The organism is Pseudonocardia sp. ICBG1034, assembly GCF_020131375.1.
Classification (GTDB): domain Bacteria; phylum Actinomycetota; class Actinomycetes; order Mycobacteriales; family Pseudonocardiaceae; genus Pseudonocardia; species Pseudonocardia alni.
Genome location: NZ_JAHLEK010000017.1, coordinates 758,510 through 772,008, shown reverse-complemented (window position 1 = coordinate 772,008; position 13,499 = coordinate 758,510). Strand labels below are relative to the sequence as shown.

Sequence of the window (13,499 nt, the reverse complement as noted above, 5' to 3'; positions counted from 1 at the left end):
GCCGGGGGATACCCGCCGCGCGCCGGGATCACCCCCGCAGCGAGTTGATCTTCACCGCGGTCCGGAGCGCCCCGGACATGCCCTTGTAGGCACCGTTGCGGGCGGTGTCGCGGACGTTGCGCAGCTGCGCGCGACGCTCGCGGCCCGCGCTGCTCCACGCCAGCAGCGACCGGCCCCACGAGTCCTTCGCGAGCTCCTTCGTGCCCGCCTCGCGGGCGAGCAGCGCCCACCGGTCGCCGAAGTCGTCCAGCCCGTCGCGGTAGGCGAAGACCGCGGGCCGGACGTAGGCCATGCCCGGGTGCTGGCGGCCCATCCGGGGGGCGTAGTCGGCGATGACCTTGTCCAGGCACTCGAACCGCCGCTGCCGGTTGGAGCTGATTGACCCGGTGCGCATCAGGCGCATGTCGAGCAGCCAGCGGCGGGTGCCCCACATCAGCGGGTAGTTCGAGCCGGCGGCGATCCGCAGCCACATCTCGAAGTCCACCGCGGAGGGCAGCGAGCAGTCGAAGCCGCCGACCTGGTCGAAGCAGGCCCGGCGGATCATCAGCGAGCTGCCGTTGTGCGGCGGGTTGTTCTCCACCAGCTGCTTGTCGATGTCGACCTTGCCCGACGGCTGCCAGCGCAGCGCCACGACCTGCCCGGACTCCAGCATCACGCGGGTGTGGCAGTACGCCATCCCGACCCCGGGCGGGGCGGTGTGCATGGTCTCGAGCATGTGCGACAGGAACTCGGGGTGCCAGCGGTCGTCGCCGTCCAGGAACGCGACGAAGGGGGCGGCGCTCTCGGCCAGGGCGCGGTTGCGCGCGGCACCCGAGCCGCCGTTCTCCACCTGGATCAGCCGCACCCGCGGGTCGCGCTCGGCGCGCGAGCGGACGACGTCGGCGGTGTCGTCGGTCGACCCGTCGTCGACGACGAGGTACTCGAACCGGGACTCGGTCTGCGCGAGCACCGAGTCGATGGCCTCGCCGATCCAGGGACCGACGTTGTAGGCCGGGGTGATCACGGTGACGAGAACGTGGGGGTTCCGCACGGTCGGCACAGTCGCCAGCTCCTTCCGGGGTGCGCCGGTCTTCGGCGCCGTCGGCCCCGCCTTCACCGTAAGGGGTGACGCAGAGCATTCGGCACGCCCTCGACCGAGGCCGTGCTGCGGGCGTTCCTCGCGAATGGCAACGAGCCTGCGCACTGTTGGTGACGCCCGTGCGGCATCCGTGGTTGCCCCGGGCGGCCGGCCACCCGGTCCGGGGCCGGTGCGCCGGGTGGTGGGAGAGGGTCGCTATCGTCCGGAGAATGTCGTTCGACGCACGGGTGATGCTGTCCCGGCGGCTCCGGTTCCTGCCGCACCGCGCCTTCGCGATCGCCCACCACGCCCTGTTCCAGGGGGAGCTGACGACGTTCCGGCGGCCGCGGACCTGGTCCCAGCTGCTCGCGAAGAAGAACCTCGACGACCAGCCCGAGCTGGTGCACGTCACCGCGGACAAGTACGCCGTCCGGGAACACGTGGCCGAGCGGATCGGGGCCGAGCACCTCATCCCGCTCATCCAGGTGGTCGAGCGGCCCGAGGACCTCGACCTGGAGGCCCCCGCGGGACCCTACGTCGTCAAGGGCACCCACGGCTGCGACATGACGATCCTGGTGCGCCACCCGGCCGCCGCCGACCACGCGAAGATCCGGTCGACGGTCGCCCGCTGGCTGCGCACCGACTTCTTCACCCACGGCTGGCGCGAGCGCCCCTACGAGGGGCTCACCCCGCGCGCCGTCGTCGAGGAGATGATCGGCGACGGCACCAAGCCGCCCGCCGACTACAAGTTCTTCGTCTTCCACGGCGAGCCCGCGATGGTCGTCATCGACCAGGACCGCTTCGTCGCCCACACCTCGACGATGCTGCACCCGGACTGGGTGCCGTTCCGGATCTCCGGGCGCTTCTCCCAGGCCGACGCGCTCCCGGAGAAGCCCGCGTCCTACGAGCGGATGCTGGAGATCGCCCGCGCGCTGGGCAAGGACTTCACCTTCGCCCGCGTCGACCTCTACGACGTCGACGGCCACGTCTACTTCGGCGAGATCACCCACAACCCGGGCGGCGGGCTCGTCCGGCTGCGGCCCCGCGCCTTCGACCGGGCGCTGGGGAACCTGTGGCGCAACGGGACCCCGATCCCGGAGAAGTTCATCCAGCGCTCCTGACCGGGCTCTCGCGCAGCCCCTGGTCCTGCGCCGCCCTCGTCGCCGCACACCCTCCGCACGACCCGTCCGCCGCGCCGAGCCCCGACGACCCCGTGGTGACCCGCCGCCGGTCGCGGCACCCCGCGCGACGGTCGCCGTGCGTCGTCGCGGGTCGCCGCCCCGTCCACACCCCTTCGCGGGCGGCCACACCTCCTGCAACAGGTGTGGCCCGCCGCGAAGGGGTGTGGCGTCGGGACGGGATGCCGCCGACGCCGGTCCCCGGGATGCCGTCCTGGCGGTCGTCGGAGCGGAACCGGGATGCCAGCCGGGGAGAGCGTGCGACGACGGCGCCCGCCGCCGATCGATCAGTACCTGAGCGTGCCGACGCCTGGTCGGACAGCGCACACGTACTGATCGACAGGTCCGTCCCGCACGTCGCCCGGTGGGGCGCTCCTCGGCGCGTGGGTGAGGACCACCCTCGTCGCACCCCATGCGGCGGGTGCGACGACCTCGTCCGAGGTGCGACAGGACCGCCGGGCCGGGGGCAGGCGTGGACCGGCGTGCCGTGCTGTACCGCGGCGCAGCCTCGCGGCTGTGGTCGCCTGCGAGCAGAGGCGCTGGTGGCCATTGCGCCGGGTGGCCGGCGGACCGTGGGCCGGTCTGTCGCCCGGAGGCCCGGAGCTCGCCGGATCGGACCTCCGGAAGCCGGAAGGTCGGGTGAATCGGAGCCCGGAAGCCCGGAGCTCGGTGGATCCGAGCCCCGGGGCCTCCGGAGCCCGGAGGCTCCGAGCACCCTGGGTCAGGGGGAGCGCCGGAGCCCGCGGTACCGCGGGTCAGTCGCGGACGCGGGGGAACTCGTGGGTCCGTGCCTCCGGCCCACCGATGGGCCGGGTGTCGTCGTCCCGGGAGAGGGGATCCGGGCCGCCGTCGCCGGGCGGGTGCGGCGGGACCGGCCGGCGCAGCCAGCGCACCACCGACGGCAGGAAGACGATCGCCAGGACCAGCTCGCCCGCGAGCCACATCCAGCCGACCGCGTCGACGCCGAGCACCGGGGCCAGCAGCGGGATCCCGCCGAGCACGATCGCGCAGTGCACCAGCTGCTGGACGGCCAGGGGGAAGGTGCGGTTCGCCAGACGGGACTTCGTCATCCACATCGTCACGATCACGCGCGGGAACATCGAGGCCATCAGCAGCTGCAGCAGCGTCGTGGAGTTCTCGACGTACTGCGGCCCGTAGAACCACAGCAGCAGCGGCGCGGCCAGCGCGATGACCAGCGACGCGGGCCACACCAGCAGGCAGATCCGCCGCAGCACCGCCCGGGCGAACACGTGCGCGTGCGCCGGGTTCCGGGAGCCCTCCACGACCAGTGCCGAGGTGATCGCCATCGACAGCATGCTCATCGCGAGGAAGACCGTCTGGGCCGGCAGCAGGTAGGCACTGGCCGCCTGGCTGATCGTCATGACCACCAGCACCGGCAGGAACGACGACATGGCCTGGTTGAACACCTGGCCCAGGTAGTCGCCGCCCATGTAGCGGGCGAGCGTGGCGCGGTCCGGGGCGCCCGCGTCGTCGCGGTCCGCGGTCTCGGCGGTGTGCCGGGGGAGCAGCCGCCGCGAGATCAGGAGGGTGAACGGCACCAGCAGCGCGATGACCGGCGCGCTCCAGGAGGTGAACACGCCGTCGGAGACCGAGGTGAACGCGACGACCACGAGCAGCCCGAGCTTCACGACGCCGTAGACGCCGTTCTCCAGCACCACCCACATCGCCGAGCGCAGCCCGGTGAGGACCTGGTCCTGCAGGTTGAAGATGGACCACGCGGCGGTCGAGACCACGAACCACGCGGCGAAGCCGGGGGAGACGTGCAGCGGGTCGCCGGGGGCGTAGGCGACGTGGCAGTAGGTCATGACCGCGGCCGAGCCGACGACCGCCATGGCGGCGCTGATCCCGTACGCGAGCCGCACCAGCGACCGTGAGTCGCGTCCGGCCGTCGGGAGGAAGCGGATGAGGGCCTGACCGAAGTTCAGCGAGGTCAGGACCGAGATCAGCATCATCAGGTTGACCATGGCGTTGCCGCGGCCGACGTCCTCGGTGCTGAACACGCGCGCGGCGAAGACCCAGTAGAGCAACCCGAAGCCGGAGTTGACGACGGTGTTGAGCATGAGGGCGTACGCGTTGCGGTAGAGCGGGTTGCCCATCTCCCGGCGGACCGAGCGGACCCGGCCGGCGACCATCTCCCCGACGCTCATCGCGCGCACCACCGGACGGCGGCGCGGGACGTCCCGCTGAGTGCGTGCACACCACCACGCTAACCAGGGGTCGACCACCCGGGTGCCAGGGGGAGGGGCCCCGGACGGCCCGTCACCGTCCGGGGTCGGACACCGCGGACATACACACCCCGTCGCGCTCCGCAACTCCTGCGCTACGGTTCATTTCTTCCGGTGACCTGATGAACCGAAGGGGGTCTGCGTGCGAATCGCCTGCGCAGGAGGTGGGCCGGCCGGTCTGTACCTGGCGGTCCTCGCCAGGCTCCGGTCCGGTGGACGCGACGAGGTCGTCGTGCACGAACGCAATGAGGCGGGGCGGACCCACGGGTTCGCCGTCACCTACGGCGAGGACATGCTCGACGATGCGTTCCGCAACGACCCCGAGGGGGGTGAGGCCCTGCGTCGCGCCTCGCGGCTGTGGAACGCCCAGGAGATCCGGGTGGGCGACCACCGCCCGGTGCACGTCGGCGGCAAGTACGGCTACGCGATCGCCCGCGTCGACCTGCTCGACGTACTGGCGCGCCGGGCCGAGCAGCTGGGCGTGACGATCGAGTACGGCTCCGCGGTCGACCGCGCGGACCTCGACGCCGACCTGGTCGTCGCCTCCGACGGCGTCGGCAGCCGGATCCGCAGCGCGCGCGCCGAGCACTTCGGCACCACCGTCGACGAGGGGACGAACCCCTACGTCTGGCTCGGCGCCGACAGCGACTCCGACACCTTCGTCTGGGACTTCCAGCCGACCGACGCGGGCTGGATGTGGATCCACCTCTACCCCTCGTCGAACGGGGTCAGCACCTGCATCGTCGAGTGCGAGCCCGACACCTGGGAGGCGCTGGGCCTGGACCACATGTCCGGGGCCGAGGCCGTCCGGCTCGTCGAGTCGGTCTTCCACCGCACGCTGGCCGGGCGCCGGCTCATCGAGCCCCTCGGTGGGCTCGGGGACAAGCCCTGGCTGCGCTTCCGCGAGGTCCGCAACCGGACCTGGCGCGACGGCGACCTCGTGCTGGCCGGCGACGCCGCCCACACCACGCACTTCGGTATCGGCTCGGGCACCGTGCTGGCCATGCAGGACTCGATGGGTCTGGTCGACGCCCTCTACGGCGTCGTGGGCCGGACTGCTGCGGCCGACCTGACCTGCCCGAACGGCCGCGGCGCCGCGCTGTCGGCCTACGACGCCCGCCGGCGTGCGGAGATCGGCCCGATCCAGGACGCCGCCCGGCGCAACATGCAGTGGTTCGAGCAGGCCGGACGCCAGCTCGAGCAGGTCACCGACCCCGTCGAGTTCGCGTGGTCGCTCACCGACCGCCGGGGCGACATGGGCCGCATCCACCGCACCCTGCACCGCGCCACCCAGGTGCCCGCGCTGCGTCAGGTGCGGCGCGGTCTGACCACCGCCCGCCGCGTCCGGCGGTCGGCCCTGCGCGGTCGGCAGAGCTGAGTTCCGTCGCGAAACCGCTTGCCGCCGGCATGCGCACCGTCACCGATCGTGGTCGGACCCGGTGTCCACACAGGTCCGCCACGTTCGTAGGGTCGTTGCGTCCCAGATCGATGACATCCGATGGAGGTCCGGTGTGAAGATCGTGGTCGTCGGTGGTGGACCGGCCGGTCTGTACTTCTCGATCCTGGCCCGGCTGCGGTCGGGCGGGCAGGACGAGGTCGTCCTCGCGGAGCGCAACGGTCCTGGCACGGCCTCCGGCTTCGCGGTCACACTCGGTGAGGACATCCTCGACGAGCTCTTCCGCACCGACCCCCTCGGTGCCGAGAAGGTGCGGGCCGCCGCGCACGTGTGGGACTCCCAGGTCGTGGAGGTCTCCGGGCGCCCGGTGCACCTCGGCGGGCGCTACGGCTACTCCATCGGCCGGGCGCGACTGCTGGAGGTGCTGGCCGAGCGGGCCCGTCAGGTCGGCGTGAAGCTCATGTTCGACACCGCCGTCGCCGCCGACGGCGACACCGCACGCGACCCGCTGACCGCGGACGCGGACGTCGTCGTCGCCGCGGACGGGGTCGGGTCCGCGATCCGCGCCGCCCGGGCCGACGTCTTCGGCACGCGGATCGCCCACGGCGCCAACCGCTACGTGTGGTTCGGGACGAGCAAGCCGTTCCGGCCGTTCACCTTCGCGTTCGAGAAGACCCACGCCGGCTGGATCTGGTTCCACGCCTACCCCGCGGCGGACTGCGTCAGCACCTGCATCGTGGAGTGCACGCCGGAGACGTGGGCGGGCCTGGGGCTCGACACGATGGCGCCCGACGAGGCCATGCGGATGCTCGAGGGCGTCTTCGCCCGCTCGCTCGACGGGCACTCGCTGATCGCCCCGCCCGGCATGGGGTCCTCGCCGTGGCTGCAGTTCCGCGAGGTCCGGAACATGTCCTGGCGCGACGGCAACGTCGTCCTCGCCGGCGACGCGGCGCACACCACGCACTTCGCCATCGGCTCGGGCACCGTGCTCGCGGTCGCCGACTCGATCGCACTGGCCGAGGAGCTGTACCCGCGTGGGACCCGCGGCACCGACGACGTCGAGGCCGCCCTCGCCGGGTACGACGCGCGTCGCCGCGCCGCGATGGCGCCCATCCAGCGGATGGCCCGGGCCAGCATGGAGTGGTTCGAGACCGTCCCGGAGAGCCTCGAGGGCGCCGACGACGCGCTGGCCTTCTCCTGGTCGCTGCTCGACCGCCGGCACGACCAGGGCCGGCTCAACGAGCGTCTGCACCGCGCGACACAGGTCGAGCCGGTCCGCCAGGTCCGTCGCAGGCTGACCGCGGCCCGCCGGGTCCGGCGGGCGCTGGCCCGCGGGGAGATCACCCCCCGCGAGGCCCTGCAGCGCTGACCCGCGGCCCGGCGGGACCGGCTCAGGCCCGGTCCCGCCCGGCCCCGGAACCCTCCCGTTCCTCGCGCGCGAGGAACGAGTGCCTCCGCCCGTAGACGGCGTAGACGACCAGGCCGAGCAGCAGCCAGCCGATGAACCGGATCCACGTGTCCAGGTTCAGGTTCAGCATCAGGTAGAGGCACGCGATCGCGGTGATCGCCGGCACCACCGGCGAGAACGGCACCGTGAACGGCCGGTCGAGGTCGGGGCGGGTCCGGCGCAGCACCGGCACCGCGATCGCCACGATGATCATTGCCGAGAGCGCGCCGATCGACACCATGTCGGCCAGTGCGGTGATCGGGGTGAACGCCGCGATCACCGCGCAGACGACACCACCGATGATCGTCATGCGGTGCGGGGTGCCCCACTTCGGGTGCGCGGTGCCGATGGCCTTCGGCAGCAGGCCGTCGCGACCCATCGCGAAGCCGATCCGGCCGATGGTCACGAGCTCCACCATCATCACCGAGGTCAGTCCGGTGATCGCGCCGAGAGCGATCAGCGCGCCCACCCACGGCAGCCCGACGCCGGCGAACGCCGACGCCAGCGGGGCGCCGGTGTCGATCTCGGTGTAGGGGACCATCCCGGTGAGCACGATCGAGACACCGACGTAGAGCACCGCGCAGACGGCGAGCGCGCCGAGCAGGCCGATCTTCAGGTCGCGGTCGGGACGCTTCGCCTCCTCGCCGAGGTTGGCCAGCGCCTCGAACCCGGTGTAGGCGAAGAAGACCACCGCGGCCGCGGTGAGCATGCCGCCCACGCCGAACACGGTCGGCGCGAGCCCGAACACCCCGGAGATGATCGGCTGGGTGAACACCGAGCCGCCGTCCTCGGGCGCCTGCGCCGGCGGGATGAACGGCTGCAGGTTGGCCGGGTCGATGTAGAACACGCCCACGGCCAGGATCAGCACGCAGACCGCGAGCTTCACCAGGACCAGCAGGTTCGTCAGCCGCGCCGACTGCTGGATGCCCGCGACCGCGACGACCGTCAGCAGCGCGATGATCAGCACCGCGCCGACGTTGACCGTCGCGTCCTCGCCGAACCACTCCGTCGGCAGGCCGAACAGCGATGCCAGGTAGCCGGACCAGCTCCGGGAGACGACGGCGAGGCCGAGGCCGAACTCCAGCAGCAGGTCCCAGCCGATGATCCAGGCGAAGACCTCGCCGAGAGTGGCGAAGGCGTAGGTGTAGGCCGAGCCCGCTGTGGGGACCGAGGAGGCCAGCTCGGCGTAGCAGACGGCGGCGAGCCCGGCGACGACCGCACCGATCAGGAACGACAGCGTGACGGCGGGGCCCGCGTGCTGCTGGGCCTCGACCCCGGCGAGGGTGAAGATGCCGGTGCCGATGATGATGCCGACACCGAATCCGACCAGGTCACGGGCCTTCAGCGTGCGCTTGAGCGGCGTCCCGTGCCCGTCGGCACCCCCGTCCCCGTGCTCGCTCCGGGCCAGGATCCGTTCCACCGGCATCGTGCGCGTCCAGCCCACTCCGCCACCCCCACTCGTCGTCGGTCGACCGGTCGTTGCGTGACGGTATGACGCCGGGTGACGACGCGCCGCACCAGGTGCGACGACGATCCTGATAATCCCGTGTGAACGTTCTGTTCTCCCTGTCCGAATCGGCCACGATCGGGGCACGATGTCGGTCGTGGGCAACCGACCGGGTGTCCACGACCGGAGGAGCCGTGGTGGAGCGGAGGCCGGGACGCCGACGGTCCCGGGCGGCCCGGGGAGCGGTGCTCGCCGTCGTCGCCGCGCTCGTGCTGGCTCCGGCCGCCGGGGCCGCCGGGGCCGCCGGGCCGGTGTCGGCGGCCCTGGCCGGCCCGGCCGAGACACCCCCGTCCGCCGCCCGGCTGCAGCACGCCCCCGCGGCCGACGCGGAGCCGCCCGGCACCCTGCGCGAGCTCCTCGCGGCGATCACCGGGTCGGCGACGGCCGACCCGCTCGACCTCGCGCCCGGCACGCTCGCCGTCGACCGGGAGGGGGAGGAGGGGCTCGCCGTGTCCTGGGCGCTGCTGGACACCGGCGACGGCCGCTGGACCGGTTCCGCGGACGCCGCGACCCGCCGCAGCGAGGCCGAGTCGACGATCAAGGCCTGGCTGGCCCTGGACACCCTGCGGGCCGCCGCGCAGCGGGGCCGCCCGGTCCCGCCCGCCGTACGTGCCGACATCGCCGCCGCCGTCCGCGCCTCCGACGACGACGCCGCCGAACGCCTCTACCGGGCGCTCGGCCGGGACGCGAGCACCGCGCGGCTCGCCCCGGAGTGCGGGGTGACGGTGTCGACGTCGCGGCCCGGGTGGTGGTCGTACACGCAGGTCAGTGCGCTCGACGCCGCCCGCGTCCTCGCCTGCGTGCGCGAGCGCGCCCCGGCCCTGCCCGGCGGACCCGAGCTGCTCGCCGACCTCGACGCCGTCACCCCGGACGGGCGGTCCGGGATCCGGCCCGTGCTGCCCGGCGCCGTCGCGGAGAAGAACGGCTGGACCCTGCACGGCGGCGACGGCTGGAACGTGCACTGCGTGCTGGCCTGGGAGGACCGCGCGCTGGCCGTCCTCACCACCTACCCGGGCGGGCTCGGGGTCGAGCACGGCTGGCAGGTCTGCCGCGACGTCGCCGCGGACGTGCTCGCCACCTCCTGAGGCGGGCGGTTTCGACGGGCCCGGTACCGGGAATGCGGTCGATCGCCCCGACCCGACGAGAGGTGGACGATGACCGGCTTCTTCGGCCCCGGCGACCCCCGCGGCCCGGTGCACCGGATCGACCTGACCCGGCTGCTGAGCGGCGGTGCCCGCGAGATCATGGCCCGGGCGGCCCAGGAGGCCGCGGAACGCGGTGACACCGACCTCGACGCCACGCACATCCTGCTCGCCTGCGCCCGCACCGACTCCACCCGAGGCTGGATCGCCCGGGCCGGCGGCGACCCGGACACGATCGCCCGCATCCTGGAGGAGCGCCTGCCACGGCCCGGCGGCGGCCACGACGCGGGGCGGCCGCCGTCGCTGACGCCGTCGGCCAAGCGCGCGCTGCTCGACGCGCACCAGATCTCCCGCTCGCTCGGGTCGAGCTACATCGGACCCGAGCACCTGCTGCTCGCGCTCGCCGCCAACGAGGACTCCGCCGCGGGCCGGCTGCTCGCCCGCTCCCGGTTCAGCCCCGGCGCGATGACCCCGCAGGCCCCCGCCGGGCCGGGCGCGACGGGCACCCCGGACCCGGGCGCGGCCGCGGACACCGGCACCCCGACCCTGGACCAGTACGGCCAGGACCTCACCGAGGCCGCCCGCGGCGGCCGGCTGGACCCGGTCATCGGCCGCGCCGACGAGATCGAGCAGACCGTCGAGGTCCTGTCCCGCCGGACCAAGAACAACCCGGTGCTGATCGGGGAGGCCGGGGTCGGGAAGACCGCCGTCGTCGAGGGGATCGCCCAGCGCATCGCCGACGGCGAGGTGCCCGACACCCTGCGCGGACGCCGCGTCGTGCAGCTGGACCTGGCCGGGGTGGTCGCCGGCACCAAGTACCGCGGCGACTTCGAGGAACGCATGCGCACGCTGATCGAGGAGATCCGGTCGCACAGCGACGCGCTGATCGTGTTCATCGACGAGCTGCACACGATGGTCGGCGCGGGCACCGGGGGAGGGGACGGCGGCGGCGCGATGGACGCCGGGAACCTGCTCAAGCCCGCGCTGGCCCGCGGCGAGCTGCACGTCATCGGCGCCACCACGCTCGACGAGTACCGCCGGCACATCGAGTCCGACAGCGCGCTGGCCCGTCGCTTCCAGCCGGTGTTGGTGCCCGAGCCGTCGGTGGAGGACGCCGTCACGATCCTGCGCGGTCTCGCCGACCGCTACGAGGCCCACCATCAGGTCCGCTACACCCCGGACGCGCTGCGCGCGGCGGTGGAGCTGTCCGACCGCTACGTCACCGACCGGTTCCTGCCGGACAAGGCGATCGACCTGCTCGACCAGGCCGGCGCCCGGGTCCGGCTGCGCACCCGCACCCCCACCGTGGACCGGCGGGCCGTCGAGCAGCGCCTCGACGCGCTGCAGCGCGACAAGGACCAGGCCGTCGCGCACGAGGACTACGAGAAGGCCTCCCAGCTGCGCGACGAGATCACCGCCGCCCGCGAGGAGCTGGCCGCCGACCCCACCGACCCCGACGGCCGCGCACCCGTCGTCGGCGTCGAGGAGATCGCCGAGGTCGTCGCGCGCTCCACCGGCATCCCGGTCGCCCAGCTCACCGAGGCCGAGCGGGACCGGCTGCTCAAGCTGGAGGACGAGTTGCACGAGCGCGTCATCGGGCAGGACGCCGCGGTCACCGCCGTGGCCGAGGCCATCCGCCGCTCGCGCTCGGGGCTCGGCGACGAGAACCGCCCGGTGGGCAGCTTCCTGTTCCTCGGCCCCACCGGGGTCGGCAAGACCGAGCTGGCGCGCGCCCTGGCCGTCGCGCTGTTCGGCGAGGAGGACCGCATGGTCCGCCTGGACATGAGCGAGTACGGCGAGAAGCACACCGTCGCACGAATGGTCGGCGCCCCGCCCGGCTACGTCGGCTACGGCGAGTCCGGCGAGCTGACCGAGGCGGTGCGCCGGCGGCCCTACTCGGTGCTGCTGCTCGACGAGATCGAGAAGGCGCACCCGGACGTGTTCAACACGCTGCTGCAGGTCCTCGACGACGGCCGGCTCACCGACGGCCAGGGCCGGACCGTCGACTTCCGGCACACGGTGATCATCATGACCTCCAACGTGGGGTCGGAGCTGATCACCGGGCACGGCACCACGCTCGGCTTCGGCCCGGCCGCCGGTCCGGGCACCACCCCCGCCGAGCGGGAGGACGCGGTGCTGCGCGACCGGCTGATGCCGCGGTTGCGGGAGGTCTTCCGGCCCGAGTTCCTGAACCGGATCGACGAGACCATCGTCTTCCGCCGGCTCGAGGCCGAGCAGCTCACCCGGATCACCCGGCTGCTGCTCGACGACACCCGCGACCGGCTCGGCCGGATGGACATCGGCTTCGAGATCAGCGACGACGCCGTCGCGCTGCTCGCCGAGCACGGGCACGCCCCCGAGTTCGGGGCGCGTCCGCTGCGCCGCACCATCCGCCGCGAGCTCGACAACCCGCTGTCGTCGATGCTGCTCGACGGGCGGATCGGCGCGGGCCGCACCGCCCGGGTCGGCGTCGAGGCCGGGGCGTTGAGCATCGAGTCCGTGGCGGTCCCCACCGGCTGAACCCGGCCGCGCACGATTCACATGCGAATGTATGCATGTATGGTGGCGGCATGGGGCACGGACACGGACACGGCGGCGGATCGGGCCACGGGCACGCCGGGGCGGGCACCGACCGCCGCCGGCTCGCGACGGCGCTGGGCGTCACCCTGGTCACGGCGGTCCTCGGCGCGGCGGGCGCGGTGTACACCGGCTCGCTCGCGCTGCTGGCCGACCTCGGCCACCTGCTGACCGACGCAGGGGCGCTGGTCGCGGCGCTGATCGCCAGTGTGCTCGCCGCCCGACCGGCGACGACGTCGCGGACCTACGGGATGGGCCGGGCCGAGGTGCTCGTCGCCGCGCTGAACGCGCTGACCCTCGTCGCGGTCGTGGTGTGGGTGGGCATCGAGGCGGTGCAGCGGCTGTTCGTGCCCGCGGAGATCCCGGGCCTGCCGCTGCTGGTCATCGGCGTGCTCGGCCTGATCGGCAACCTGGTGTCGCTCGCCGTCCTGGCCGGCGGCGACCGCGGGAACATGAACATGCGCGGTGCCATGCTCCACGTCCTCGGCGACGCCCTCGGCTCGGTGGGCGTGCTCGCCGCCGCCGTCGTCCTGATGACGACCGGCTGGCCCTACGCGGACACGATCGCCTCGCTGTTCATCGTCGCGCTGATCCTCCCGCGCGCGGTGTCGCTGCTGCGCGAGGCTGCGCACGTCCTGCTGGAGGGGGCGCCCAAGGGCATCGACGCCCAGGAGGTCAAGGCGGCGCTGCTGGCCGTCGAGGGAGTCGCCGACGTGCACGACCTGCACGTGTGGGCGATCAACGACCGCACCCCCGCGATGTCGGCGCACGTCGTCGTCGACGAAGAGGTCTCCGCGCACTGCGGGGACTCCTCGGTGCTCGACCGCGCCGGGCACGAGCTGCGCGAGCGGTTCGGGCTCGACCACTCCACCCTGCAGGTCGAGCACGCCGCGCACACCGGGCACGAGAACCACTGCGGCTGAGCCGCGGTGATCCACCGCCGCCCGGG

The 13,499-nt window shown here is 73.4% G+C and carries 9 protein-coding genes; 6 read left to right on the top strand and 3 right to left on the bottom strand.

Going from position 1 to position 13,499, the window contains the following annotated elements:
* Nucleotides 1-28: 28 nt before the first annotated feature.
* On the bottom strand, nucleotides 29-1,030 hold the full coding sequence (locus KPF22_RS18295; RefSeq protein WP_208819615.1) for a glycosyltransferase family A protein: 1,002 nt from the start codon (nucleotides 1,028-1,030) through the stop codon (nucleotides 29-31).
* Between the two features lie 257 nt (nucleotides 1,031-1,287).
* Here KPF22_RS18295 and KPF22_RS18290 point away from each other — a divergent pair, with 257 nt between their 5' ends.
* Complete coding sequence (locus KPF22_RS18290) at nucleotides 1,288-2,178, top strand: ATP-grasp fold amidoligase family protein (protein WP_062402669.1); 891 nt, start codon at nucleotides 1,288-1,290, stop codon at nucleotides 2,176-2,178.
* A gap of 812 nt (nucleotides 2,179-2,990) precedes the next feature.
* Here the strand turns inward: KPF22_RS18290 and KPF22_RS32730 are convergent.
* On the bottom strand, nucleotides 2,991-4,403 hold the full coding sequence (locus tag KPF22_RS32730; RefSeq protein ID WP_208819617.1) for a lipopolysaccharide biosynthesis protein: 1,413 nt from the start codon (nucleotides 4,401-4,403) through the stop codon (nucleotides 2,991-2,993).
* A gap of 220 nt (nucleotides 4,404-4,623) precedes the next feature.
* Between KPF22_RS32730 and KPF22_RS18280 the strand changes: the two genes are divergently transcribed.
* Nucleotides 4,624-5,859 carry an FAD-dependent monooxygenase gene (locus tag KPF22_RS18280; protein ID WP_224402776.1) on the top strand — a complete coding sequence of 412 codons (1,236 nt, stop codon included), beginning with the start codon at nucleotides 4,624-4,626 and terminating at the stop codon, nucleotides 5,857-5,859.
* 133 nt (nucleotides 5,860-5,992) lie between these two features.
* Nucleotides 5,993-7,246 (top strand): FAD-dependent monooxygenase, encoded by a 1,254-nt coding sequence (locus KPF22_RS18275; protein ID WP_208819619.1) that lies wholly within the window; start codon nucleotides 5,993-5,995, stop codon nucleotides 7,244-7,246.
* Between the two features lie 22 nt (nucleotides 7,247-7,268).
* Here KPF22_RS18275 and KPF22_RS18270 read toward each other — a convergent pair whose 3' ends face one another.
* Entirely contained in the window at nucleotides 7,269-8,768 is a 1,500-nt protein-coding gene (locus tag KPF22_RS18270) for an APC family permease (RefSeq protein ID WP_224402775.1), read from the bottom strand.
* Nucleotides 8,769-8,968: 200 nt separating this feature from the next.
* Between KPF22_RS18270 and KPF22_RS18265 the strand changes: the two genes are divergently transcribed.
* From KPF22_RS18265 to KPF22_RS18255, 3 genes are all read left to right on the top strand, one after another.
* The gene (locus KPF22_RS18265) at nucleotides 8,969-9,916 is read left to right on the top strand and encodes a hypothetical protein (protein WP_208819621.1); all 948 of its coding nucleotides are present in this window, start codon (nucleotides 8,969-8,971) and stop codon (nucleotides 9,914-9,916) included.
* A gap of 69 nt (nucleotides 9,917-9,985) precedes the next feature.
* The gene (locus KPF22_RS18260; RefSeq protein ID WP_208819623.1) at nucleotides 9,986-12,493 is read left to right on the top strand and encodes an ATP-dependent Clp protease ATP-binding subunit; all 2,508 of its coding nucleotides are present in this window, start codon (nucleotides 9,986-9,988) and stop codon (nucleotides 12,491-12,493) included.
* A 50-nt stretch (nucleotides 12,494-12,543) separates the two neighbouring features.
* A complete protein-coding gene (locus KPF22_RS18255; protein ID WP_224402774.1) occupies nucleotides 12,544-13,473 on the top strand; it encodes a cation diffusion facilitator family transporter in 930 nt (309 codons plus the stop codon).
* The last annotated feature ends 26 nt before the right edge of the window (nucleotides 13,474-13,499 follow it).